At 64.6% G+C, this 25478-nt stretch carries 21 protein-coding genes; 14 read left to right on the forward strand and 7 right to left on the reverse strand.

What is annotated here, in order from left to right; genetic code table 11:
• Nucleotides 1–3: 3 nt before the first annotated feature.
• From EV674_RS08050 to EV674_RS08070, 5 genes are read right to left on the reverse strand one after another with little or no spacing between them, the layout of a single operon-like run.
• Nucleotides 4–1785 (reverse strand): sensor histidine kinase, encoded by a 1782-nt coding sequence (locus EV674_RS08050; protein ID WP_119013036.1) that lies wholly within the window; start codon nt 1783–1785, stop codon nt 4–6.
• Nucleotides 1782–4271: a sensor histidine kinase gene (locus EV674_RS08055; protein ID WP_165887078.1), complete on the reverse strand. Its 2490-nt coding sequence runs from the start codon at nt 4269–4271 to the stop codon at nt 1782–1784. Before EV674_RS08055 ends, EV674_RS08050 begins: the two co-directional genes overlap by 4 nt.
• A gap of 14 nt (nt 4272–4285) precedes the next feature.
• A complete protein-coding gene (locus EV674_RS08060) occupies nt 4286–5092 on the reverse strand; it encodes an ABC transporter substrate-binding protein (RefSeq protein WP_119013038.1) in 807 nt (268 codons plus the stop codon).
• A complete protein-coding gene (locus tag EV674_RS08065) occupies nt 5089–5850 on the reverse strand; it encodes an HD-GYP domain-containing protein (RefSeq protein ID WP_119013039.1) in 762 nt (253 codons plus the stop codon). Before EV674_RS08065 ends, EV674_RS08060 begins: the two co-directional genes overlap by 4 nt.
• Nucleotides 5847–6233: a response regulator transcription factor gene (locus EV674_RS08070; protein ID WP_119013040.1), complete on the reverse strand. Its 387-nt coding sequence runs from the start codon at nt 6231–6233 to the stop codon at nt 5847–5849. The genes EV674_RS08065 and EV674_RS08070 overlap by 4 nt, the downstream gene beginning before the upstream one ends.
• Before the next feature lie 95 nt (nt 6234–6328).
• Here EV674_RS08070 and EV674_RS08075 point away from each other — a divergent pair, with 95 nt between their 5' ends.
• Nucleotides 6329–7015: a response regulator gene (locus EV674_RS08075; protein WP_241524919.1), complete on the forward strand. Its 687-nt coding sequence runs from the start codon at nt 6329–6331 to the stop codon at nt 7013–7015.
• 11 nt (nt 7016–7026) lie between these two features.
• Nucleotides 7027–7761 (forward strand): response regulator, encoded by a 735-nt coding sequence (locus tag EV674_RS08080; protein ID WP_132750394.1) that lies wholly within the window; start codon nt 7027–7029, stop codon nt 7759–7761.
• A gap of 44 nt (nt 7762–7805) precedes the next feature.
• On the opposite strand, the gene EV674_RS17905 is transcribed toward EV674_RS08080, so the two are convergent.
• Together EV674_RS17905 and EV674_RS08090 are read right to left on the reverse strand one after the other, a co-directional pair.
• Nucleotides 7806–9353, reverse strand: coding sequence for a methyl-accepting chemotaxis protein (locus EV674_RS17905; RefSeq protein WP_119013043.1), 1548 nt, complete (start codon nt 9351–9353; stop codon nt 7806–7808).
• Nucleotides 9354–9925: 572 nt separating this feature from the next.
• Nucleotides 9926–10465, reverse strand: coding sequence for a DUF2799 domain-containing protein (locus EV674_RS08090; RefSeq protein WP_119013044.1), 540 nt, complete (start codon nt 10463–10465; stop codon nt 9926–9928).
• 180 nt (nt 10466–10645) lie between these two features.
• Here EV674_RS08090 and EV674_RS08095 point away from each other — a divergent pair, with 180 nt between their 5' ends.
• The 12 genes from EV674_RS08095 (at nt 10646) to murD (ending at nt 25467) form a co-directional block, all read left to right on the forward strand.
• Entirely contained in the window at nt 10646–11740 is a 1095-nt protein-coding gene (locus EV674_RS08095) for a CobW family GTP-binding protein (protein ID WP_119013045.1), read from the forward strand.
• Between the two features lie 449 nt (nt 11741–12189).
• Nucleotides 12190–12687, forward strand: coding sequence for an RNA polymerase-binding protein DksA (dksA, locus tag EV674_RS17740; protein ID WP_241524920.1), 498 nt, complete (start codon nt 12190–12192; stop codon nt 12685–12687).
• Nucleotides 12688–12725: 38 nt separating this feature from the next.
• A complete protein-coding gene (locus EV674_RS08105) occupies nt 12726–14444 on the forward strand; it encodes an STAS domain-containing protein (RefSeq protein ID WP_119013047.1) in 1719 nt (572 codons plus the stop codon).
• 60 nt (nt 14445–14504) lie between these two features.
• Nucleotides 14505–15068: an ATP-dependent protease subunit HslV gene (hslV, locus tag EV674_RS08110; protein WP_119013048.1), complete on the forward strand. Its 564-nt coding sequence runs from the start codon at nt 14505–14507 to the stop codon at nt 15066–15068.
• A 137-nt stretch (nt 15069–15205) separates the two neighbouring features.
• The gene (gene hslU, locus EV674_RS08115; RefSeq protein WP_119013049.1) at nt 15206–16528 is read left to right on the forward strand and encodes an ATP-dependent protease ATPase subunit HslU; all 1323 of its coding nucleotides are present in this window, start codon (nt 15206–15208) and stop codon (nt 16526–16528) included.
• 153 nt (nt 16529–16681) lie between these two features.
• Nucleotides 16682–17614 (forward strand): 16S rRNA (cytosine(1402)-N(4))-methyltransferase RsmH, encoded by a 933-nt coding sequence (gene rsmH / locus EV674_RS08120; RefSeq protein WP_119013050.1) that lies wholly within the window; start codon nt 16682–16684, stop codon nt 17612–17614.
• 79 nt (nt 17615–17693) lie between these two features.
• Nucleotides 17694–18014 carry a cell division protein FtsL gene (ftsL, locus tag EV674_RS08125; RefSeq protein WP_119013051.1) on the forward strand — a complete coding sequence of 107 codons (321 nt, stop codon included), beginning with the start codon at nt 17694–17696 and terminating at the stop codon, nt 18012–18014.
• Nucleotides 18011–19756, forward strand: a complete 1746-nt coding sequence (locus EV674_RS08130) for a peptidoglycan D,D-transpeptidase FtsI family protein (RefSeq protein WP_119013052.1) — start codon at nt 18011–18013, stop codon at nt 19754–19756. The genes ftsL and EV674_RS08130 overlap by 4 nt, the downstream gene beginning before the upstream one ends.
• Nucleotides 19747–21300, forward strand: coding sequence for a UDP-N-acetylmuramoyl-L-alanyl-D-glutamate--2,6-diaminopimelate ligase (locus EV674_RS08135; RefSeq protein ID WP_119013053.1), 1554 nt, complete (start codon nt 19747–19749; stop codon nt 21298–21300). Before EV674_RS08130 ends, EV674_RS08135 begins: the two co-directional genes overlap by 10 nt.
• Nucleotides 21297–22739 carry a UDP-N-acetylmuramoyl-tripeptide--D-alanyl-D-alanine ligase gene (locus tag EV674_RS08140; RefSeq protein ID WP_241524921.1) on the forward strand — a complete coding sequence of 481 codons (1443 nt, stop codon included), beginning with the start codon at nt 21297–21299 and terminating at the stop codon, nt 22737–22739. The genes EV674_RS08135 and EV674_RS08140 overlap by 4 nt, the downstream gene beginning before the upstream one ends.
• A complete protein-coding gene (gene mraY / locus EV674_RS08145) occupies nt 22733–23911 on the forward strand; it encodes a phospho-N-acetylmuramoyl-pentapeptide-transferase (RefSeq protein ID WP_119013054.1) in 1179 nt (392 codons plus the stop codon). The genes EV674_RS08140 and mraY overlap by 7 nt, the downstream gene beginning before the upstream one ends.
• Entirely contained in the window at nt 23908–25467 is a 1560-nt protein-coding gene (gene murD, locus EV674_RS08150) for a UDP-N-acetylmuramoyl-L-alanine--D-glutamate ligase (RefSeq protein WP_119013055.1), read from the forward strand. The genes mraY and murD overlap by 4 nt, the downstream gene beginning before the upstream one ends.
• Nucleotides 25468–25478: the final 11 nt, after the last annotated feature.

Raw genomic sequence — 25478 nt, forward strand, 5'->3', positions numbered from 1 at the left:
CCTTCAGTGCGCTGCCGTTGCCTGGCCTGGGGGCAGCTCCAGCAGCGCAGCGGGTGGCTGCACCGGCAGGCACAGGGTGAACACCGAGCCCTCGCCCACGTGCGACTGCATGGTCAGCGTGCCGCCCAGCAACTCGGCCAGCGCCCGCGACAGCGACAGCCCCAGCCCCGTACCGCCGTGCTCGTAGCTGATGCGGGCGTGGCCTTGGCTGAACTTTTCAAAAATGCGCTCGTACTGCTCTGGCGGAATGCCCGGGCCGGTGTCTTTGACATGGAACAGCACATGGTCGCTCTGCGCACTGGGCTCCACGCGCAGCTCCACGCTGCCCGTTGCCGTGAACTTGATGGCGTTGGAGAGCAGGTTGTGCAGGATTTGCTTGAGCTTGAGCCGGTCGGTGACCAGTGTGTGCGGCGTTTGGGCGGCGATGTGCGCCTGTAGCTCCAGGGATTTGGCCACAGCGCTCACGCGAAAAAACTCTGCTACTTCATGCACCAGGCGGTGCAGCTCCACGGCATCGGAGTGCGCGGGCATGGCGCCCGCCTCTATCTTGGCCAGGTCCAGGATTTCGGTGAGCAAGGCGCTGAGGTGCTGCGCGCCCTGGCGGATCAGGCCTGCCTGCTCGCGCACCAGTGGGTCTTGGCTGCGCAGCTCCATCAGTTCGGAAAAACCCCGGATGCTGGTCAGCGGTGTGCGCAACTCGTGCGACATGGCGGCCAGGAACTCGCTCTTGGCCTGGTTGGCGCGGCGGGCGTTGGCCTCGCTTTGCACCAGGGCCGCGTGGCTGCGGGCCAGTCGGCGCACGCTGCCCAGAAACAGGGTGACAAAGGCCACCACCGACAGGCTCAGCAGCATCAGCAGCCCCAGCACGATGTTGCGCGTGGTGCGCCAGGGCGCAAAGGCCTGCGCCTCGGAGGTGCCGCTGAGCACCACCAGCGGGTACTTGCCCACCTGGCTGAAGCCGACGATGCGTGCCACGTTGTCGGAGGACTGCGATTGGATGGCGCCATCGCGCTGTGAATGCAGGGCCTGGGCCAGAGTCGGGTCGATGTGCATTCCGATATCGGTGCTGGTGCCGCCCATCACGCGCACGCGGATCACGCCGTCCAACCCCGTCAGCGCTGCGGCGCCATCGCTGCCCAGTTGCACGCCGCTGTATACATCGGCGAAATGGCTTTGGTTGAGTGACACCACCACCACGCCCAGCGTGCTGCCATCTTGCGCAATGAGCTTGCGTGAGAGCTGGATGGTGCGGATTCCCGACACCTTGCCCAGCAGCGTTTTGCTGATGAACAGGCCGTTGTACAGCATGCCCGGTGGCGGCGCCGCTGCGTCTGCTGGCAGCAGGTGAACCCGGATGTGGTCGCGGTCCATCAGGTTCACATTTTTGCTGCGCGAGCCGTCGGGGTCGAGGTTGCTGCCCTGAAAGCGCCCATCGGGGCCCACAAAGGACAACTGCGTCAGGATGTGGGGCACCATGCCGGTTTCGTTGGCGATGCTGATCAGCGCCTCGCCGTTGAGCTTGCCTTCTTCGATGCTGGCCTGCACCCGCCACATGGCCTGATCGACGGTATCGAGCACCCGCAGCGTGTGCTCTTTCAGGGCCACGGCGGTGTTGGTGTTCTGGCGCATTTCGGCGCTGAGGGTTTCCTGCCACTGCCAGCGCAGCATGGTGGCCATGGTGGCCCATGCGCCCAGCAGCACGACGGCACTGAACACGCAGGCCACCACGGAGTAGGTGAGTGCTGGGTGATTGCGCCAGCGTGCTGGGTGGAGGTAGCTGGTCATGACAAGGCTGCCGGCATGGTGTCTGTGTAACCCGCAGTGGGCAAGACGATGTGGAAAACAGTGCCGCCACCAGGCGCGTTGGTGGCATGGATATGCCCGCCGTGCGCCGTGATGATTTTGCGGCAGATAGCCAGGCCCAGGCCGGTGCCGCCCGAGCCGTCGCGCGTCTGGCTGGACTGCACAAAGGCCTGAAAAATGGTCTCCAGTTCTGCCGGGGGGATGCCAGGGCCTTGGTCGCGCACCTGGATGTGGATACTGTCCTCGCCAGAGACGCCTGCGGTGATCTGGATGGAGCGGTCCTCGGGGGAAAACTTCACCGCATTGGCCAGCACGTTGCGCACCACCTGCTGGAACCGCGATGGATCGACCTTGACCACCAGCGGGATACGGCCCAATTGCAGTTCCAGGCGCAGGCGCTTGCGCTCCAGCAGCAGCTCCAGCTCGGCGGCCACGTCTTCGATGAGTTCGCGCACGTCGTTGCGCTCGAAGTGGAAAGCGCCCACGGTGCTTTCGATTTTGGCGATGTCCAGCAGGTCATTGACCAGTACCAGCATGCGCTGGCCCGCATCGTGGATGTCGCTGAACATGGCGGCGAGTTTTTCATGCTGGCGGCCCCGCACCACACCCAGCTCGGAAAAGCCCAATATCGATTGCAGCGGCGTGCGCAGCTCGTGGCTGATGTTGGCCACAAATTCCGATTTCGAGCGCGATGCTTCTTCTGCCAGGTCGCGTGCAGCCAGAAATTCGGTGATGTCCATCTTGACGCTCAGGATGCCTACGGGCAGGTTTTGGTGGGAGGTGACCAGTACCTTGGTGACCTGCACGTCGCGGTAGCTGCCATCGGGGCGGCGCATGCGCTCTTCATAGCGCATCTGGCCCCCTTCGCGCAGCAGTTGCTCGTTATAGGCGTTGTAGGCGTGGGCCTCTTGCGGTGGCAGCAGATCGCTGTTGCTCAGGCCCAGAACCTTGTGGCGCGGCAGCCCCATGAAGTTTTCCCAGGCCGGGTTGACGGAGAGAAAGCGCCCCTGCAAATCGGTCATGCAGATGGGGAGCGGGTTGCATTCGAGCACCAGGTTGGTAAAGGCCAATTGCTCTTGCAGGTTGTCCTGCGCTGCCAGCAGTGCGGTCACATCCACGGCACTGCCAGCAAAGCCACGCAACTGCCCCGACCGGTCGTGCAGCGGCACCACCGAGATGTCGAGGGCGCGTGTCTCGCCACTGAGGCCCGTGAGGCGAACCTGGGCCAGGCGCACGCCAGCGGGCTCGGTGGCGTCGAACAGTGCATCAATGCGCTCGCGGGACTCGGCATGCACCATGTCTCGCAGGCGTTTGCCCCGGGCCATTTCCGTGGGTTGGTTGGCGATGGCATGCCAGCGTGCATTGACAAAGCGGATCACGCCTTGGGCGTCGGTGCGGAAGATCAGCGTCTGTACGCTTTTGAACAACACCGAAAGCTCCTGCTCGCGCCGGATGATTTCGCGCTGGGCTTCATCGCGTTCGCGCTGGGCGGTTTCACGGGCGCGGGCGCTGCGCCAGGAGATCAGGGTCATGAACCCGATCAAGATCGTGGCCACGGCCATGAACAGCAGCGGCCCGCGCAGCGATGCCAGCCATTGCTGCCTGGTGGCCTGATAGGGCTGTTCGACGATGGTCAGCAGCGGCTGGGTGCTGGAGGCGCGCCAGGCTCCCAGGTTGCGTGACTGGAACGACTGGACGGGCCCATAGGTGCCCTTGCGTGCCTGCTGCATGTCCTGGAACATCGGGTGTGTACGCAGGCTGCTGCCCAGCCTCAGGGTGTCGTTGCCCACTTGTGTCAGCAAGGTGCCGTTGTCCAGCACCAGCAGCACCTGCGTGCCCGCAGTGCCAGCGTCCGTCAACTGCATTTGGTAGCTGGCCAGGGTGTCGGGATTGATCTGGGCTACGAGGAAAAGGGGGGTTGGCAGCGGAATCCGGCGCACCATGGGTATGAAGCCCAGGTTGGCAGGCATGGCCCCGGCACGCGCATGGTCGGTCAGGGTGCGGCCCTTGACCCAAGGGCCTATGGCCACCCGCTCATCGGTGATGGGGGCCGGCGTCAGGCGTTGCAGATCCACCTTGCCGCCCCGGTCAGAGGCCGTGCTGGAAGTCAGCACCAGCCCCTGGGCGTTGACGATAGCGATGCTGCGCAGAAACGGCAGGCTTTGGAGCCGGTAGGACAGTTGTGCTTGCAGCTGTTCGGGGGTGCTGTTCTCTTGCACCAGGCTTTTGGCCAGGCTGTCCAGGGCCAGCCTGGCGTTGTCGAAGGTGTGGCTGGCATGTGCCTCCATCGCGCTGACCAGCAGCTCCAGATGCCGTTGATCCCGTGCTTTGGTGCGGCCAAACTCCAGCCACATCAGGCCTGCTGTGCCGACCAGCACCGCCAGAATGAGCAGCAAGCCGGTGGCCAGCACTTTGCGGCTGGGCTGGCCCAGAAAAGCGGGCTGGGCGGTAGAAAAAAAGCGTTTCATGGCAAAGGGCTGCATCAGGGCAGAAGAATGCTCTCAAGGCCATGGCGGCGGGCAGCGCTGTCCAGGCGACCATCCTGCCGGATGCGGGCGATGAAACTGCTCAGCGTGGCGCGCCATTGGGCATCCCCGGGTTTACTGGCGTGGGCGTAGGGCAGCGGATGGATGGGGGTTGGCGGAACCAAAAGGGCAGCCCATTCTGTGCTGTCGACGAGGGCGCGGCCATAGGGGTAGTCGGTCATGAAGACATCCACACGGCCTGCGGCGAGTTCGCGCTCGCGCGTTTGCGGCAGCTGGATGGATACCAGGCCGGCATAGCGCAGGCGCTGGCGCATCACGGGCTCCATGAAGGTGCCAGCCTGTACACCGACCAGTACGCCGGGCTGGTCGATATCGCTCCACTGGCGCACCGTGCGGCTGGTGCGCGTAGTAACCGCATGGATGTCGCTTTGCAGGTAGGGCGTGGAGAACTGGAGCTGCTCCATGCGTTTGGGCAGCATGGCGATGCCAAACATGGCCACGTCACAGCGGTTGGTGTGCAGGTCTTGAACCAGGGTGGGGAACGATGAATCGACAAATTCGAGCTTCACATTCAGATCGGCGGCCAGCGCCGTGGCCAGGTCAATGTCCAGGCCGCTGAGTTGACCAGAGCGCGGGTCGCGAAACGAGATGCGCTGGTAGTCGGGCCAGATACAGACCTTGAGGGCCCCCCGGGCTTGTACCCGCTCCAGCACTTCGCCTGCTGCAGCTCCCGTGCAGCCCAAGGCGCTGGCCAGGCACAGCAGCCACACGGCCCAGAATCGATCCCCTTGGCGCCTGCTCATAAAACCTCCTGCCCGCCCAGTTCCAGATCAGCAAACGTCGTGCGCTGGGCGGTGACGCGCTCGCGCAGTGCCAGCAGGTCGGCACTGTGCTGCATGAAGCAATCCACGACCGCCGGGTCGAATGCCTTGCCCCTCTCGGCTTGCAACATTGCGAGGGCTTTTTCTTGGCTGAAAGCAGGGCGGTAGACGCGGTCCATCGTCAAAGCGTCGTAGAAATCTGCAACTGCCACGATACGCCCCGACAGTGGGATGGCCTGGCCTGCCAGCTGGTGGGGGTAGCCTTGGCCGTCCCAGCGTTCATGGTGCGTCAGCGCAATCTCGGCGGCCATCCTGAACAACGCGATCCGGGATTTACCCAAAATGTCCGCACCAATGGCCGGGTGCTGGTTCATGATCAGGCGCTCTTCTGGCGTCAAAGGGCCGGGTTTCTTGAGGACGTTGTCAGGGATGCCAATCTTGCCGATATCGTGCATGGGCGCCGCCTTGCGCAACAAGCGGGCGTACGCCTTGGGTTGACCCAGAAAGGAGGCCAGCGCCTCTGCCAGAAAGCCAATGCGCACGATGTGTACGCCTGTGTCGTCATCCTTGTATTCCGCCGCCATGGCCAGCAGAAACAAAGCCTCGTGGTGTGCCCGCGCCACCTCTTGCAAGGCCTCGTTGCGCTCGTGGTACATGCGGCCCAGGTCGGAGATGATTTTCTCCATCTGGTCGGCTGCAGCCTGGTCAAATTGGGTGGCCTCTGGGGCGGTCAGGTTCATGCTGCCTCGGAGGGAGTGGTGCCCAGGTTGTCAATGGTCTCGATCAACTTGAGGGGGCTGAAGGGTTTGAGCAGATAGGCATCGGCCCCCGCATTCATGCCCGCTTCAATGTCCTGGCTTTGTCCGCGTGCCGTGAGCAGTATCACCTGCGGCATGCCCAGGGAGGGGTCGCTTTTGACGAGGCGGCACAAGTCCAGGCCGTCCAGCTGGCCCGGCATCATGATGTCCAGCAGCAACAACTGCGGACGCAACTGCCGCACTGCTTCCAGGCCTTCGTCGGCGTTGACGGCCTCGTGGATTTCGTGGTTTTCAAATTCCAGGGTCATGCGGATTAGCCGACGGATGTCCGCATGGTCTTCGACGATCAAAATGCGCTGGGTCATGGTGGATGGCATGGGTTAATTTGAATTTATCAAATATATCATAATTACCATTGTTTGAAGTGATAGAATCCGATCCAATGAAAACAAGCTTGGCCATGACCCTGCCAGACGATTGCAGCACGCGCGATGTCGCACAGGTGCTGGGCTTGGCGGTGCGCTCTGTACAGCTCATGGTGGACCGGGGCGAGCTGGAGGCTTGGAAAACACCCGGTGGCCACCGGCGCATTGCGCGGGCGTCGGTCGAGCGTTGGCTGGCCCAGCGCCAGGCAGGCGCTGTGGTGGTGCCTGGCGGGTCACCGTTGCCTGACGCCGCACTGGTGCCGGGTGCCGCCCCCCCCCCGGAAAAAGACCTGGGCCAGCGTGTTGCCCACAGCGGCAACCGCGCGGCACCGGCACACCCACAGCGCCAGCGTGTGCTGCTGATAGAGGACTCCACGCATTTCCAGACCCTGGTCAAGCTGCTGATGGCGCACAGCTTTCCCGAGGTCGATCTGCACGTGGCCGATGACGGTATCGTCGGTCTGGCCATGGCAGGCGAATTGCAGCCCGATGTGCTCATCGTCGATATTTTGTTGCCCGGCATTGACGGCGCCACGCTGATTGCCCGGCTGCGCTCCCATCCCCAGTTCCAACGCAGCCGCCTGATCGTGGTGACGTCCCTGGAGCCCGAGCAGCGCGCTCCTTACGCTTTTGCGCTCGCTGGCCTGCCCGTGGTACACAAGCCCCGCCTGGTGCAAGAGTTGCCCGGTCTACTGTCAGAGTGCCTGCGTTTGGTGGCTTGAAGGGGCGCCTTGTGACACCGCCGCGCGTACTGCTTCTGGAGGACGACCCGGCAGTCCGCCGCTTTGTGCAGATGGTGCTGGAGCCTTTGGGTCTTGATCTGGTGCAGTGCGCCACCCTGGCCCAGGCGCGCCAAGCCATTGAGGCTGCCGCCGTGCAACTGGTACTGACCGACCTGACGCTGCCCGACGGCTCTGGCCTGGATTGGCTGCAATGGCTGCACGCCCGTGTGCCGGCACCGGGTCTGGCCTGTCGCACCGTGGTGTTCAGTGGGGGCATTGACCCCGCCATGGAGCGCCAGTTGCAGGCATTGCAGGTCTGGCGCATCTTGCACAAGCCCGCATCGGTGGGGGCGCTGATGGAGTGTGTGGAGCAGGCGCTGGACAGTCTGGCCGAGTCGGCGGCCACGCCGCCTGCCGGTGCCACCACGGCCTCCGATCCCGTGACCGAATTTTTTGCTGGCAACCATGCGCTCTACCGCACCTACCGGGCAGCCTGCCTGGCCCAGTTTGCGCAGGATGTGCGTGCCGGAGACAGCGCTGTGCAGGCCGGTGATGTGCAAGCGCTGCAGCGTGTGGCCCACAACCTCAAGTCGGTACTGACCATGCTGGGGGAGGCTTCGGCAGCGCAATCGGCGCGCAGCACCGAGGAATGCGCCGCCCAGGGGGCGCTGGAGTCCATGCAGCAAGGCTGGCGGCAGTTGCGTGAGCAAGTGCAGCACCTGGTGTTGTCACACGACAGCGCTTGAGCCTGGCGGCTTTGTGCAGCGCGCACAAAACGCCAGGGGCTTGCTCAGCCCGCCCTGTAGGCCACCGCCACGGTGGCCGCAGGCATGTACGTAGGGACTGGCTTGGCCTTGGCTTGGGGCGCAGTGGCTGCAACGGGTTGTGTGCGGCCATCGACATTGCCGAGCTGGAACACCGACACTGTGCCCACCAGCTCCTGGGCCTGCATATTCAGGCTGGTGGCAGCTGCTGCCATTTCTTCTACCAGTGCGGCGTTTTGCTGCGTCACCTGGTCCATCTGGGCCATCGACTCGCCCACCTGGGCCACGCCTTGGCTTTGCTCGGTGCTGGCGGCGCTGATTTCTCCCATGATGTCCGTCACGCGCTGGATTGCGCCCACCACTTTGGCCATGGTCTTGCCCGCGCGGTCTGCCAGGGCACTGCCGACTTCCACGCGCTCAACGCTGGCGCCTATCAGGCTCTTGATCTCTCGGGCTGCCTCGGCGGAGCGACCTGCCAGGTTGCGCACTTCCGCGGCCACGACGGAAAAACCCCGGCCCTGTTCGCCTGCGCGGGCCGCTTCCACAGCGGCGTTGAGCGCCAGGATGTTGGTCTGAAAGGCAATCGAGTCAATCACGCTGATGATGTCGGCGATCTTGGCAGAGCTGTCGTTGATCTCTTTCATGGTGCGCACCACGTCGGCCACAACCTCGCCGCCTTGCGTTGCGACGTTGGAGGCGCTTTGTGCCAGTTGGTTGGCCTGGCGCGCGTTGTCGGTGTTCTGGCGCACGGTGGAGTTGAGCTGCTCCATGGAGGCCGCAGTTTGTTGCAGCGCGCTGGCCTGGTTTTCGGTGCGGGCAGAAAGATCCTGGTTGCCCTGTGCGATCTCGGTCGATGCCACCTCCATGCCGCCAGCCGATGAGCGTACAGCCAATACCGCCTGCGCCATGCGCTGAAGGGTTTCTTGCAATGCAAGGGCCCCCGGAGTGGTCACTGGAAAACTCTGTACGTCCAATGCGATGCCGTCCGGTTGGTTTACAGCGCTGACCAGATGGCTCAGTTCACGACCCTGGCGTGCCGTGCGGCCCATGCGTATGGCCAGCACCACTTCCAGTGTGGTCTGGATGACCAGATAGACCGCATGCAGCAAGACAAGCGGGAGGTTTGGCTGGGTCAGGCAATAGAAGCCGTAGCCTGCGGCCTGTAGGCGATCAAAAAGCACGTGGTGTACGGCGAAGGTGACTGCCGACAGTACGATGGGCCGCCAGTCGAGGTACACCAGCAGCAACGCCAGAGTGACGAAGACCCCGAAGTGGAATTCGGTCATGCCTTGGGCCAGCTGAATGTGCAGCTCTACAAACGATGACAGCACAAATGCCAGCACCAGGCTGGAAGTGAGTGTTCCGCGCCGGGTGAGGTAAATCAGCCCGGTGAGAGCCAGCAGTACGCCCGATGCTCCCCATGCGAGCTGCGATTCGACGAAATTTGTGCCCAGCGCCACCGCAGCGACGGCGCTCAAGACGATAGAGGCCAGCAAGATGTTGTCGCCCAGCAGGGCTTGGCTGTTGGCCGCCGTGTGCTGCGCCGTACTGTGGTGGGTGAGTTCGATGCTCATGGTGGTTTCCTGTCTGGCGATAAATGAATCTGTTGCTGCGGGGTGAAGTCGAGCATGAGGCGGATCAGTGCCAATCCGGTGGCGAAGATCTGTTCCTTGGGGCGCCAGGGGCAGTGGTTGTGCTGCCTGGAGAAAGACAGACGACAAAAGTATTAAATGTGTGAATTTTTATGATTCTATCAATTTAATCAATTTCAAAAAATACCCACCACACCAGAAAATGCGTTCGCGCAGCGCCTGCGCCGCAGGGGGATGTGCGTGGCTGCGCAGAAGGCCAGCGCAAACAAGCGTGCGCTACCGCGCAGTTTTCGGTGGTTGGAACTGGCTCAAGGCCGAGAAAAACGGTGACGCAAGGGTGGGCGTGGCAGTGCGCGTGGTGCGCTCTGTGGGAGCGGTGCTTCGCCCCAGTGCATGTTGCAGCGCACTGTGTGGGGCGTGTGCGGTGGAATCGCTTCTTTTTTGATAGCTGCTAGCGCCCGTCCCCAGGGCGTTAGAAGCCAATTTGATTGCAGAAATACCTCTGCCAGGTGCCAGGCTGGCGCACGGGGCGCCGTGGCCTGTGGTGTGCCTGCTCAGGGGGCCAGGCGCTCTTGGTCTTGCAGCGTGCGGCGCAGGCGCGATTGCTCAAAGTCCAGGTAACGGATGCGGTCGCGGGCCTCGCGGCGCTGGCTTTCGGTGGTGTTCTTGTCTTGCAGGCGCTGCTCCTGGCGGCGGATTTCGCGCTCGTTGCTGTCCATGCTTTGCCGGGTGCGGTACACCTCCAGACCCGCGCGCAGGGCAAACTGAAAGCCCCCTTCCTGCGGGCGGCCCCGGCACATGTCCAGCTGCTGGCTGCGGCCCCGGGTGCCTTCGCTCCAGCCGGTGTAGGGCGTGCAGTAGCGCAGGATGCCTGTCTCCCAGCCTTGCTGGAAGCGTGCCGTATCGGGGCGCACGCCCACTTCGGCGCAGTCCTGGGCGTATTCCCCCAGCTTTTGTTGCGCGCCATGGCCGGCGCTGCCGTCTTCCACGCCGACCTGGTACCAGTCGGCAACACGGCATTGATCAGGGGTCATGCTGGCGCAGCCCGACAGCAAAAGAAGCGCCACGGCAGCGGCAAGGGTGGGTTTTTTCATGGGCAAAGAAGTGCTCTAGGGGTGGGCCAATCAGGGTGTGCTGCTTTGGCGCAGCAATGTAGCCATTTCTTTGCGCCAGCGCCAGATATATGGTGCCACCGCTAAACTGCGACCTCGCTTTTTCCCTTTTCTGGCGTTCATGCCCTGCGGCAAGCGCCTTTTCGTGCAGGTGTCTCTCCCATGTCTCTTATCCCCGCCACCATCCTCACCGGCTTTTTGGGCTCGGGCAAAACGACGCTGCTCAAGCGCCTGTTGAGCGAGGCCCACGGCCAGAAGATTGCCGTGATCGAAAACGAGTTTGGCGAAGAAAACATCGACAACGATATTTTGGTGACCGAATCCAAAGAGCAGATCGTGCAGATGAGCAATGGCTGCATCTGCTGCACCATCCGCGAAGACCTGCGCGAGACGCTGCAACTGCTGGCTGCCAAACGCCGCAAAGGTCTGCTGGACTTTGACCGCATCGTCATCGAAACCACCGGCCTGGCCGACCCCGGCCCGGTGGCGCAAACCTTTTTCATGGATGAGGAAATCGCCGAGACCTACCTCATCGACTCCATCATCACGCTGGTGGACGCCAAGCACGCCCCCCAGCAGCTCAACGATCGCCAGGAAGCGCGCCGCCAGGTGGGTTTTGCCGACCAGATTTTTCTGTCCAAGACCGACCTGGTCAGCGCCGAGGAAACCGACGCCCTCATCCACCGCTTGAAGCACATGAACCCGCGCGCACCCATCAAGGCGGTGCATTTTGGCGAGGTGCCACTGAACGAGGTGCTGGACTTGCGCGGTTTCAACCTGAACGCCAAGCTTGATATCGACCCCGACTTCCTGAAAGACGAGGACGACCACAGCCACTGCGACCATGACCATAACCACGGCCATTGCGAGCACGGGCATGACCACCACGACCACGCGCATGGCGAGCACTGCAACCACCCCTCGCACCAGCACGGCCAGGGCCACCACCATCACCACGATGACGATGTGAAGAGCTTTGTCTACCGTGCCGAGCGTCCTTTCGATCCGGCCAAGCTGGAAGACTTTCTGGGCGCCATCGTCAATATTTATGGCCCGCGCATGCTGCGCTACAAGGGCGTGCTGCACATGGTGGGTACCGAGCGCAAGGTGATCTTCCAGGGCGTGCACCAGCTCATGGGCAGCGACCTGGGGCCGCAGTGGGCTGAAGGTGAGGCGCGCACCAGCAAGATGGTGTTCATCGGCATCGACCTGCCCCAGGACATCCTGTTGCAGGGATTGGAGCAGTGCCTTGCCTGAGCGTGTGCAGGGGGGTGTAATCCGGTCTGTGGGTATTGCGCCACGCAGCGGATTACAGCCATTGGGTGCCGATACAATCGCGCCCCGGTAAACACACGGGCTTACCACCCCATCGCCCGTCAGCCAGCCATCCGCGTGGCTGCGGGCCCGCCCGTACTGTGAGGAGACAGGAAGTGAAAGCCGAACCCAGCAAATCCCAGGCAGCCGCCAAGGCCCCCGCGAGCACAGCCAAGGCTGTGGCATCCAAGGTGCCAGCTGCGCCAGCTGTGAGAGCGGCCTCCAAGGCCGAGCCGAAGGCGGTGGCCACACCGTCTGTCAGCACGGTGCCTGCGCCAGGACAGGAGCCTGTGCGCAGTACCCGGCCTTCCTCCCGCCTGGCCCAATTGACCGTACCATCCATGGCGCAATCAGTGGCTTCTACTGGAGCCAAAGCGAGCTATACCAACACCATGCCCTCTACCATGCAAGTGTCGCCCCCCGCCGGGGCCGCAAAGAAAGACGCCAAACTGTCTGGCAACTGGAAAACCAAGTCCGTTGAAGAGCTGACCGACGCTGAAGTGCTGGCCATGCCAGACAGCGAGTACATGAACGACACGCAAATGGCTTTCTTCCGCCACAAGCTGGTATCGCTCAAGCAGGACATGCACAACAACGCCGGTGAAACCACCGAGCACCTGCGCGAAGACACCGTGGTAGTGCCCGACCCCGCCGACCGCGCCACCATTGAAGAAGAGCACGCCCTGGAGCTGCGCACCCGCGACCGCGAGCGCAAGCTGCTGAAAAAAATCGAGCAATCCATTGCCCGCATTGACGCTGGCGACTACGGCTACTGCGATGAAACCGGCGAACCCATCGGCGTGGGGCGTCTGCTGGCGCGGCCTACAGCCACCCTGTCGCTGGAGGCGCAGCAGCGCCGTGAGTTGAAGCAAAAAATGTTTGGCGACTGACGCGCGGCTGAAAGCGGCGCACTTTCTGGTTCATTGCCATGAGCAAAGAAGAATCATCCCCTGGTGGCCTGCTCTCCAAGGTGGTGCGCTTTGTGCGCAACCCCACCGTCAACTGGACTGAGCTGGACACGTTGGAGAGTGACCGTGAGAGCCAGTACAGCAAGCAGATGCTCAAGGAGATGATCGAGCGCAAGCGCCGCAACGATTTTGTGCGCAAGCGGGAGTTCGATCAGTTGCGCAAACTGCGCCAGCGCGACGCCCTGGTCGGGCAGCGCGTGGAAGACCCCGTGGGTCGCGCCTCTTTCTTTCAAAGCAGTCTGACCTCACCCGATGACCGGGCGGTCACCATCAAAAAGATCGACGAGATCGAGGCCCAGATGTCCATGCAGTGGTGGCGTGGCAAACAGGGGGGCGACACCGCGCCCCTGGTGCCTACGTTGCCAGCGGGCCTGTCGCCGCGCAACACGGGCATGGCCGCCCTCTCGACTGCCTTTGCTCCCACCGCGCCCGCCTCCATGCCGTTGTCGCTGGAGCCGCAAGCGGCGGCGGAACCCTTGTTTGCCAATGACAGCATGGTCATCGCGGGCTTTGGTGGCGCAACATCACCCATGCTGGCGCCTGCCGAAGTCGAGGCACATGCCGACGCTTCTGCGCTGGCGTCGCCCGCTGCACGATCGGTGGTTGCCGTCGAAATGGAGGCATTTGTGCACGAACCCGACCTGGAAGAAGCTGCCATCCTGTTTGCCAACGCAGATTACGCGGGTGCCAGTGCCTGCCTGCTGGATGTGGTGGCGCAGCACCGCAACAGCCAGGGGGAGTCGCCCCTGGAAATCTGGATGACGCTGTTTGACCTGTACCGCGCCACCGGTCAGCAAGAAGGTTTTGACACCTTGGCCATTGAATTTGCTGCCTGCTTCGGGCGTTCGGCGCCGCTGTGGTTTTCCATCCCCGAGCAACTGGGCCTGGCCAGCAGCACCCCGGCCGCAGAGGCAGCTGCGGTGCGCCGCGATTTCAGCTGGAATGCGCCCTCCACCATTGGCGTGCAGTCGGTGGCCGCGTTGCAGGCCTCGCTGGCCCGTGCCGCTTCGCCCTGGATGCTGGTCTGGAGTCGCCTGACGGTGATTGAAGAAGCCGCGCTGCCCGCGCTGGCGCAAGAGTTCAACCGCTGGGCCGATCAACAAGTACAACTGGTGTTTGTGGGGGCTGAGCGCTTGCAGGCGCTGTTGCAGGCACACACCCAGTCGGGCGATCGTGGCGGCAGCCCCGAGTGGTGGCGGCTGCGCATGGCGCTGCTGCGCTGCATGGGGCTGGGTGATGAGTTCGAGTTGGTGGCGCTGGACTATTGCGTTACCTATGAGGTGTCGCCGCCAGCCTGGCAGGTGCCGCGCTGCGGTTATCTGGATGCCGCAGAGGGCGATGGCGTATCGGCCGATTTGTTGGCCGCGCACCCGCCAGCCGCTCCGGACGCTGCGCCTGCCCCTGCCGCCGTCGGGTTGTCGGGCCACATTGAAGGCGATGCCGATGCGCTCTTGCAAAACCTGGAGTCGCTGGCCAAGCCCGGTCAGCCCCTGGTGGTGCCATGCGACCGGCTGATTCGCATTGATTTTTCTGCCGCCGGTTCGGTGCTCAATTGGGCGGCAGCCCAGCAGGCGCAAAAGCGCGAAGTGCATTTCCAAAACCTGCACCGCGTGGTTGCCGTGTTTTTCAATGTGGTCGGCATCAATGAGCATGCCTGGGTGATTCCGCGCAAAAACTGATGCCGCCTGGCCCCGGTGGCTGCTTGTAAAGCACTGCCGCCACCCCTACCTTCTGCCGTTATGCAATCCACCAGCGATACCCCTGTTTTTCACGGCACCACCATCTTGAGCGTGCGCCGCCAGACGCCCGACGGCGTGCAGGTGGCCATTGGCGGCGATGGCCAAGTCACCCTGGGCCACATCGTGGTCAAAGGCACGGCGCGCAAAGTGCGCAAACTGCACCACGGCAAAGTGCTGGCCGGTTTTGCCGGTGCCACCGCCGACGCCTTCACGCTGTTCGAGCGCTTCGAAGCCAAGCTCGACAAACACCAGGGCCACCTCACGCGCGCTGCCATTGAACTGACCAAAGACTGGCGCACCGACCGCGTGCTGCGCCGCTTGGAGGCCATGTTGGCCGTGGCCGACCACAGCGCCAGCCTCATCATCACCGGCAACGGCGATGTGCTGGAGCCCGAGCAGGGCATTGTGGCCATTGGTTCGGGCGGTGCCTATGCGCACTCGGCGGCCAAGGCGCTCTTGACCAATACCGACCTGAGCGCCCAGGAGATCGTGAAAAAGTCGCTCGAAATTGCCGGTGAGCTGTGCATTTACACCAACATGCACCACACCATCGAGACGCTGTAACGCCGCGTGCGCTGTCCGGCAGGGCAAGGGGTGCCGCCAGGGCCAGTTCTGCCGGTTTTTTTTGCTACTGAATAAATAGCTTCTCGCGCCCATCAGCAAAGGGCTGGAGCCGTTTTTGATCCTATAAAAGGTTTGCCATGTCGTCGATGACCCCCCAGGAAATTGTTTCCGAGCTGGACAAGCACATCGTGGGCCAGGCCAGTGCCAAACGTGCCGTGGCCATTGCGCTGCGCAACCGCTGGCGCCGCCAGCAGGTGGCCGAGCCGCTGCGCCACGAGATCACGCCCAAAAACATCCTCATGATCGGCCCCACCGGCGTGGGCAAGACCGAAATCGCCCGGCGCCTGGCACGCTTGGCCGACGCGCCCTTCATCAAGATCGAGGCCACCAAGTTCACCGAGGTGGGCTATGTGGGCAAAGACGTGGACGCCATCATCCGCGACCTGGCCGAGATTGCCGTCAAGCAAGAGCGCCAGGCGCAGGTGCAGCAGGTGCGTGTGCGTGCCGAGGACGCGGCGGAAGAGCGCATTCTCGATGTGCTGATTCCGCTGGCACGCACGCCCGGCAGCGAGCCGCCTGCCGACAGCACCGCGCGCCAGGTGTTCCGCAAAAAGCTGCGCGAAGGCCAGCTCGACGACAAAGAGATCGAGATTGACGTGGCCGACGCCCGCCCGCAGGTCGAGATCATGGGCCCCCAGGGCATGGAAGAAATGGCCGAACAGCTGCGCAGCGTGTTCAGCCAGATGGGCCAGGACAAGCGGCGCACGCGCAAACTCAACATTGCCGAGGCGCGCAAGCTGCTGATTGACGAAGAAGCGGTCAAGCTGGTCAACGAAGAAGACATCAAAACCCGCGCCATCCAGAACGCCGAGCAAAACGGCATCGTCTTCATCGACGAGATCGACAAAGTGGCGGCACGCCAGGAAACCAGCGGCGCCGACGTCTCGCGCCAGGGCGTGCAGCGCGATTTGCTGCCGTTGGTGGAGGGCACCACGGTGTCCACCAAATACGGCATGGTCAAGACCGACCACATTTTGTTCATTGCCTCGGGCGCTTTCCACCTCTCCAAGCCCAGCGATTTGATCCCCGAGTTGCAGGGGCGTTTTCCCATCCGCGTGGAGCTGGAATCGCTGTCGGTGCAGGACTTTGAGGGCATCCTCACGCAAACGCACGCCTCGCTGGTCAAGCAGTACCAGGCGCTGCTGGCCACCGAGGGCGTGGCGCTGGAGTTTGTGCCCGAGGGCATCACGCGCCTGGCGCACATCGCTTTTGAGGTGAATGAGCGCACCGAAAACATTGGCGCCCGGCGCCTGTCCACGGTGATGGAGCGCCTGCTCGATGAGGTCAGCTTTGACGCTGCCCACCGCGCCGGCCAGACGCTGGTGGTGGATGCGGCCTACGTCGATGAGCGCCTCAAAGCCCTCAGCCAGGACGAGGACTTGTCGCGCTACATTCTCTGAGTGCCGGGGTGGCGGTGCGACAAAAGGTTTTTTATTGTTTTTTTATCTCTCGTTTGCACCGCTAACTGTTTGATTCCATTGGTATAAGCGCTTGCGCGTACGGGTCTGCCGACAGCAATTGCTGCTACAGTGCTTCTCTTTCCGAGACTTGCAGTGACTGACATCCTCCCCCATACCACCGTGCTGCTCGATGAAGCGGTTGATGCCCTGCTGGGCAACGCCTGCGAGGCGGCGCCGGGCAGCACCTGGATTGATGCCACCTTTGGCCGGGGCGGGCATTCGCGGCGAATACTCTCGCAGATGCCGCCAGGCCATCGTTTGCTGGCGTTCGACAAAGACCCCGAAGCCATCACCGAAGCAGCGCGCATCCTTGATGCGCGTTTTTCGATTCGCCACGAAGGTTTTCGCCACCTGGCCGATTTGCCCGCAGGCAGTGCGGCTGGGGTGCTGATGGACTTGGGCGTGAGCTCACCACAGATTGACAGCCCCGAGCGCGGCTTCAGCTTCCGTTTTGACGGCCCGCTGGACATGCGCATGGACACCACCCGGGGCCAGAGCGTGGCGCAGTGGCTGGCCCATGCCGATGTGGGGCAGATTGCCCAGGTGGTGCGCGACTACGGTGAAGAACGCTTTGCCGGCCCCATTGCCCGGGCCATTGTGGCGCGCCGCCAGGAGCGCGGCCCCCTGAGCACCACGGCAGAGCTGGCCGATCTGGTGGCCAGCGTGGTCAAGACGCGCGAGGCCGGGCAGAACCCCGCGACGCGCACGTTCCAGGCTTTGCGCATCTTCATCAACGGCGAACTGGACGAGTTGCAGCAAGCGCTGCAAGCTTGCCTGTCGGTGCTGCGTCCGGGCGGGCGGTTGGTGGTGATCAGTTTTCACTCGCTGGAAGACCGCATCGTCAAGCAGTTCATTGCCCAGCATTCCAAAGAAACCTATGACCGGCGCGCGCCGTTTGCGCCGCCGCAGGCCATGCGGCTACAGGCCCTGGAGCGTACCAAGCCCGGTGCGGCGGAAGTGGCTGCCAACCCGCGCGCGCGCAGTGCCGTGATGCGCGTGGCCGAGCGTACCCAGGTGCCCGCATGAGTGCTGGTGCCAGTGGTTGGGGCTACAGAACGCCCGCTGCGTTGCGCTGCATGGTCTGCACCGGGAGCAAGGCGCGCGCATGACCCGGGTGAACATTTTCTTGCTGCTGCTGGTGCTGGTCAGCGCGATGTTCGTGGTGCGCACGCAGTATGAGTCGCGCGTGCTCTATACCGCGCTGCACCGCGCCGATGCCGAGGCGCGGCGCCTGGAAACCGAGCACGAGCGCCTGCAAGTGGAAAAACGTGCCCAGGCCACGCCCTCGCGCGTGGAAGCCATGGCCCGTGACCAGCTGCACATGCGCACCGCCACCCCACCCATCACGCAATACGTGCAAGACCCCGCACCCATCGTGGCCCTGCCCACGACGCAGGGCGATGCCCCCGCCAGGAAGCAGCCATGAGCCGCAGCGTGCTCTACACGTCCAGCCCGCTGCTGGCGAGCAAAACGCCCGTGTGGCGCAGCAAGTTCATCGTGGCGCTGATTGCGCTGGGTTTTGTCGGGCTGGGCGCGCGCGCCGCCTATGTGCAGGTGCTGGACAACGCCTTCTTTCAGCGCCAGGGCGAGGTGCGCTTTGCCCGCACGTTGGAGCTGCCCGCCAACCGGGGCAAGATTTTGGACCGCAACGGGCTGATTCTGGCCTCCAGCGTGCCCGCGGCCAGCATCTGGGCCATTCCGGAAGACGTAGAGCAGGAAGACCCCGAGGTGCGCGCCAAGCTGCGCGAGCTGGCACGGCTCATGGACATGCCGTTGCCCGAATTGACCGCCAAGCTGGCCGATGAGGACAAGACCTTCGTCTGGGTCAAGCGCCAGCTCGACTGGGACGTGGGCCAGAAAATTGCTGCGCTGGGTATCAAGGGCATCTACCAGCGCAAAGAATACAAGCGCCAGTACCCCGAGGGCGAGGCAGCTGCCCACGTGGTCGGCTTCACCAACGTCGAAGACCGGGGCCAGGAGGGCATGGAGCTGGCGTTCAACGACCTGCTGGCAGGCAAGGCCGGCTCGCGCCGCGTCATCAAAGACCGGCTGGGCCGCGTGGTCGAGGGCGTGGGCGAGGATGTGCCGCCTCTGGATGGCCGCGACATGCAGCTGTCCATCGACAGCAAGGTGCAGTTTTTTGCCTACCAGAAGCTGCGCGACCAGGTGGCCAAGAGCCAAGCCAAGGCGGGCAGCGTGGTGGTGCTGGACGCCATCACCGGCGAGGTGCTGGCGCTGGCCAATTACCCCAGCTACGTGCCCGACAAGCGCAAAAACCTGACTGGCGAGCAACTGCGTAACCGCGCCATCACCGACACCTTCGAGCCCGGCTCGACCATGAAGCCGTTCACCATTGGCATTGCCCTGGAGAGCGGCCGTGTGAAGCCCGAAACGCCCATGGATACCTCGCCCGGGCGCCTGTCCATGGGCGGCTACACCATCTCGGACACACACAACTACGGCTTGTTGACTGTGGCGGGCGTGATCCAGAAGTCCAGCAACGTGGGCACCACCAAGCTGGCCATGCAGATGTCTTCGCGTGAGATGTGGGAAACCTTCTCGGCGGCGGGCTTTGGGCAAAAGCCGCAGATCGCCTTTCCCGGTGCGGTCAGCGGGCGCCTGCGCCCCTACAAAACCTGGCGCCCGGTGGAGCAGGCCACCATGTCGTATGGCTACGGCCTCTCGGCCAGCCTGTTCCAGATGGCGCGCTCGTACACCGTGTTTGCGCACGACGGCAGCATCATCCCGGCCACCATGCTCAAAAGCACGCAGCCTGCGGTGGGCGTGCCGGTGTTTTCGCAGCGCACCGCCGATCAGGTGCGCAAGATGTTGGAGATGGCCGCAGGCCCCGGCGGCACCGGCCAGCGCGCGCAAACGCAGGGCTACTCGGTGGGCGGCAAGTCGGGCACGGCGCGCAAGCAGGTGGGCAAAAGCTACGCGGCGGGCAAATACCGCGCCTGGTTCACCGGCATGGCACCCATCGACAAGCCGCGCATCATCGTGGCCGTGATGGTCGATGAGCCCACCGTGGGCGGTGTGTACGGCGGTTTGGTGGCCGCGCCCGTGTTCAGCGAGGTGGTGCAGCAAACGCTGCGCATGATGGGCGTGCAGCCCGATATCGATGTCAAGCCGCAAATCGTGGCCAATCCCGTGGAGGAATCGCTGTGATACACACGCTGGCCCACAGTGCCGAAGCCGTGCAGTGGCTGCGCGCGCGCGTCACCGGCACGCTGCACACCGACAGCCGCCAGATACAACCGGGCGATGGCTTCATCGCCTGGCCCGGCGCCGCCACCGATGGCCGCGCCCATGTGCCAGATGCCCTGGCGCGCGGCGCCGTGGCCTGCCTGGTGGAGCGCGAGGGGGTCGAGCCCTTTGGCCTGGCCGGAGAACACCTGGCCGCGCTGCCTGGCCTGAAATCCGCCACCGCCGACATCGCCGCGCAGTGGTTTGGCAGCCCCACCCAGGTGCTGGATGTGGTGGCCTTTACCGGCACCAACGGCAAGACCAGCAGCGCCTGGTGGCTGGCCGGGGCCTTGTCGGTACAGGCCGATGCGGGTGGTGCTGGTGTGCTATTAAAAAGGGAGCTGCAAGCGCACGCTCCATGCGCCCTGGTGGGTACTTTGGGCATGGGAATTGTCCCCCACCTGGAAACCACTGGCATGACCACGCCCGACCCGGTGCGGCTGCAACGGGCGTTCCGGCAGTTCGCCGATGCGGGCGTGCGCACCTGCGCCATTGAGGCGTCCTCGATTGGCCTGGCCGAGCACCGCCTCACGGGCACGCGCATCCGCGTGGCCGTGTTGACCAACTTCACGCAAGACCACCTCGACTACCACGGCAGCATGGAGGCTTACTGGCAGGCCAAGGCTGCGCTGTTTTCCTGGCCCGGCTTGCAGGCGGCGGTGCTGAACATCGACGACCCGCACGGCGCGCAGCTGCACAGCGCGCTGGCCCTGGCGCAACAGGCACAGCCCACGCCGCCGCTGGACTTGTGGAGCATCTCCATGCACCAAAGCGCCCGTCTGCGCGCGCAGGATGTGGTGTTTGCCGACGCGGGCCTGTGCTTCACGGTGGTCGAAGGCGCTGAACAACACCGGCTCCAAACGGCGGTGATTGGCGACTACAACGTCTCGAATTTGCTGGGCGTGCTGGCAGCCATGCGCGCCCTGGGCATCCCGCTGGCCAGCGCCGTGGCCGCCTGCGCTGCGCTGGAGCCCGTGCCCGGTCGCATGCAGCGCATTGCCACGCCGGGCCAGCCGCTGGTGGCCGTGGATTACGCCCACACCCCCGACGCCCTGGACCAAGCCCTGCGCGCCTTGCGCCCGATGGCACAGGCGCGCGGTGGTCGGCTGTGGTGCGTATTTGGCTGCGGCGGCGACCGCGACGCGGGCAAGCGCCCGCAAATGGGCGCCGCTGCGCAGCACCGCGCCGACTGCGTGGTCGTGACCAGCGACAACCCCCGCAGCGAGGCACCCGAGCACATCATTCACCAGATTCTGCAAGGCACCATCGCAGGCGATACCGTGTGGGTGGAACCCGACCGCGCCGCCGCCATCGGCCAGGCACTGGCCCAGGCCGACAGCGCCGATGTGGTGCTGATTGCTGGCAAAGGCCACGAGGATTACCAGGAAATGGCCGGTGTGCGCCGCCCGTTCTCCGACATGGCGCAGGCCCAGGCCGCGCTGCAACGCCGGGAGGCCCGCACATGACCATGATGACCCTGGCCCAGGCCTTTGGCTGGATCAGCGCACGCATTCCGCAGGCGCAACTGGTGGGTGCCGATGCCGGTGCGCTGCCGATGGTGCGCGTTCACACCGACACCCGCACGCTGGCGCCCGGCGATTTGTTTGTCGCCCTGAAAGGCGAGCGCTTTGATGCCAATGCCTTTTTGTCGCAGGCGCGCGAGGCGGGCGCCGTGGCCGCCATCGCCCACCGTGGTCTGCTGGATGCGGGCTTGCCCGGCGTCACCGTGCCCGACACCCTGGCCGCGCTGGGCGCCTTGGCCGCTGGTTGGCGCAGCCAGTTCAGCCTGCCGCTGATCGGCGTGACTGGCAGCAACGGCAAAACCACGGTGACGCAGATGATCGCGTCCATCCTGCGCGCCCACGCGGGCGAGGCCGCGTGGGCCACGCAGGGCAACCTGAACAACGCCATCGGCGTGCCACACACGCTGCTGGGCCTGCGCAGCGCGCACCGCATCGCCGTGGTCGAGCTGGGCATGAACCACCCCGGCGAAATCGCCCAGCTGGCCGACATGGCCCGGCCCACCGTGGCGTTGGTGAACAACGCCCAGCGTGAGCACCTCGAATTCATGCACACCGTGCAGGCCGTGGCCGAAGAAAACGGCGCCGTGCTGGCGGCTTTGCCTGCCGATGGCGTGGCCGTGTTCCCGCACGACGATGCCTACACCCCGCTGTGGCGCCGCCTGGCCGGTGCGCGCCGCTGCTTGAGCTTTGGCAGCGCCGGTGCCGATGTGCAGGCCACCCAGGCGCACTGGCAGGGCGATGCCTGGCAGGTGCGCATGCACACGCCCCAGGGCGATCTGGCCTGTGCGCTGCACATTGCCGGCCAGCACAACGTGCGCAACGCGCTGGCGGCCACGGCCTGCGCGCTGGCCGCCGGGGTGCCCCTGGACGCCATCGCCCAGGGCCTGAGCGCCTTTGTGCCGGTCAAAGGGCGCTCGCGGGCGCTGGCTGTGGCGCAGGGCACCCGCCAGATCACCGTGGTGGACGACAGCTACAACGCCAACCCCGACTCGGTGCGCGCCGCCATCGACGTGCTGGCCGCTCTGCCCGGCCCGCGCCTGCTGGTGCTGGGCGACATGGGCGAGGTCGGCGCGCAGGGGCCGCAGTTCCATGCCGAAGCCGGGCAGCACGCCCAGGCCTGCGGCATTGAGCACCTGTTTGCGCTGGGCGCGCAGTGTGCCCACGCCGCCGCCGCTTTTGCGGGCGCGCGGCATTTTGACAACATGGCGCAGCTGCAAGCGGCAGTGCGCGAGGCGCTGCCCACGGTGGGCAGCGTGCTGGTAAAAGGATCGCGGTTCATGAAGATGGAGCAAGTGCTGGAGGCCATCGTGCCTGCCACGCCCACCCCCGGTAACACCCCCGTGCAGGAGGCCGCCACCGGCGCCTTGCGTGCGCCATGCTGATCTGGCTGGCCCAGTGGCTGCAAAGCCTGTCGCCCGAGTTCGGTTTTTTCCGCGTCTTCCAGTATTTGACGTTCCGCGCCGTGATGGCCGCATTGACGGCGCTGCTCATCGGCCTGGTGGCGGGGCCGCGAGTCATCCGGCGCCTGACCGAGCTGAAAATCGGCCAGCCCATCCGCACCGATGGCATGGAAACGCACCACGTCAAAAGCGGCACGCCCACCATGGGCGGCGTGCTCATCCTGGCTGCGCTGTCGATTTCCACGCTGCTGTGGTTTGACCTGTCCAACCGCTTTGTCTGGATTGTGCTGGTGGTCACGCTGGGCTTTGGCGCCATCGGCTGGGCCGATGACTGGCGCAAGGTGGTCAACAAAGACCCCAACGGCATGCGCTCGCGCGAGAAATACATGTGGCAGTCCCTCATCGGGCTGCTGGCGGCGCTGTACCTGGTGTTCAGCATCTCCGAGAGCAACAACTACAAGGTGCTGGAGCTGTTTGTGTCGTGGGTGCGCTCGGGCTTTGATGTGAACCTGCCCACCCAGGCGGGCCTGCTGCTGCCGTTCTTCAAGGAAGTGAGCTACCCGCTGGGCGTGCTGGGCTTTGTCATCATGACCTACCTGGTGATTGTGGGTGCCAGCAACGCCGTCAACCTGACCGATGGGCTTGATGGCCTGGCCATCATGCCGGTGGTCATGGTGGGCTCGGCGCTGGGGGTGTTTGCCTATGTCACGGGCAACGTGGTGTATGCCAAATACCTGTTTTTGCCGCACATTCCGGGCGCGGGCGAGCTGCTGATTTTCTGCTCGGCCATGGCCGGTGCCGGGCTGGCGTTTTTGTGGTTCAACACCTACCCCGCGCAGGTGTTCATGGGCGACGTGGGCGCGCTGGCGCTGGGCGGCGCGCTGGGCACCATCGCCGTGATCGTGCGCCAGGAGATCGTGCTGGCCATCATGGGCGGCATTTTTGTGGTCGAAGCGCTGTCGGTGATGGCGCAGGTGGCCTGGTTCAAATACACCAAGCGCCGCTACGGCGAAGGCCGCCGTCTGCTGAAAATGGCACCGCTGCACCACCACTTTGAAAAGAGCGGCTGGAAAGAGACGCAGGTGGTGGTGCGTTTCTGGATCATCACCATGCTGCTGTGCCTGGTGGGCCTGTCGACCCTGAAGCTGCGATGAACTCCTTGCAAGACCAATCTGTCCTGATTCTGGGGCTGGGCGCTTCGGGCCTGGCCATGGCGCGCTGGTGCGTGCGCTGCGGCGCGCAGGTCACGGTGGCCGATACGCGTGCCCAACCGCCGCAGCTGGCCGTATTGCAGCAAGAGCTGCCGCAGGTGCGCTTTGTGCCCGGTGCCTTCGATGCCAGCCTGGTCCAGGGCCAGCCGCTGCACGCGGTGTACCGCTCGCCGGGATTGAGTCCCGAGGCAATTGCTCCTGTATTGATAGCTGCTAGCGCCCACCACATCAGCGTTGGAGGCGAATTAAGCTTGTTTTTTGGCGCCTTGCAGGCGCTGGGCGCGGCGCACAGCGCGGACGCCAGCGCAGAGGCTGCCCCGGCGCCCGCCTATGCGCCCAAGGTGCTGGCCATCACCGGCACCAATGGCAAAACCACCGTCACGTCGCTCACGGGCCAGCTCGTCGAGCGCGCGGGCAAAACCGTGGCCGTGGCGGGCAACATCGGCCCGACGCTGCTTGATACCCTGGCCCAACGGCTCGATGCCGGCGATCTGCCCGAGGTGTGGGTGCTGGAGCTGTCCAGCTTCCAGCTCGACGGCATCGCGGGCTTTGAGCCCACGGCGGCCACGGTGCTCAACGTCACGCAAGACCACCTCGACTGGCACGGCAGCATGGCCGCCTACGCGGCGGCCAAAGCGCGCATTTTTGGCACGCAAGGGCTGATGGTGCTCAACCGCGAAGACCCCGAGGTGATGGCCATGCTGCCGCCACCCGCCCGCGTCAAGCTGCAAAAACCGCAGCAGCGAGCGCACATCACCTTTGGCGGTGACATGCCCCGGCGCCCCGGCGACTTCGGTATCGACACCGTCGGCGGCATGGCCTGGCTGGTGCGCGCCCTCGAAGCCGATGAAACCCGCAAGCGCGTGCGCGGCGCTGAAGCCGAGGAAGAACTGCACATCCAGCGCCTGATGCCCGCCGATGCGCTGCGCATCCGGGGCCGCCACAACGCCATCAACGCCCTGGCCGCGCTGGCGCTGGCCCAGGCGGCGGGCTGCCCGCTGGCGCCCATGCTTTACGGTTTGCGCGAATACCGGGGCGAACCCCACCGCGTCGAGCCCGTGGGCCGCGTCAACGACATCGAATACTTTGACGACAGCAAAGGCACCAACGTGGGCGCCACCGTGGCCGCGCTCACCGGCCTGGGCGTCGAACGCCGCCTGGTGCTGATCCTGGGCGGCGATGGCAAGGGCCAGGACTTTGCCCCGCTGGCCGCGCCCGTGGCCCGCCATGTGCGCGCCGTCGTGCTCATGGGCCGCGATGCGCCGCTGATCCGCGCCGCGCTGCAAGGCACCGGTGTGCCCCTGCTGGACGCGCCCAGCCTGCCCGACGCCGTGCAGCTGGCCACCGCGCGCGCCCACGCGGGCGACGCTGTGCTGATGTCGCCCGCCTGCGCCAGTTTTGACATGTTCACCGGCTACGAGCACCGGGCGCAGGTGTTTTGCGCCGCTGTGCAGGCCCTGGCCGACGACGCCGGTCAGGCGCTGGAGGGGCAGTCGTGAGCGGGCGCGCT

This window comes from Simplicispira metamorpha, assembly GCF_004341365.1.
GTDB classification, from domain to species: Bacteria; Pseudomonadota; Gammaproteobacteria; order Burkholderiales; family Burkholderiaceae_C; genus Simplicispira; species Simplicispira metamorpha.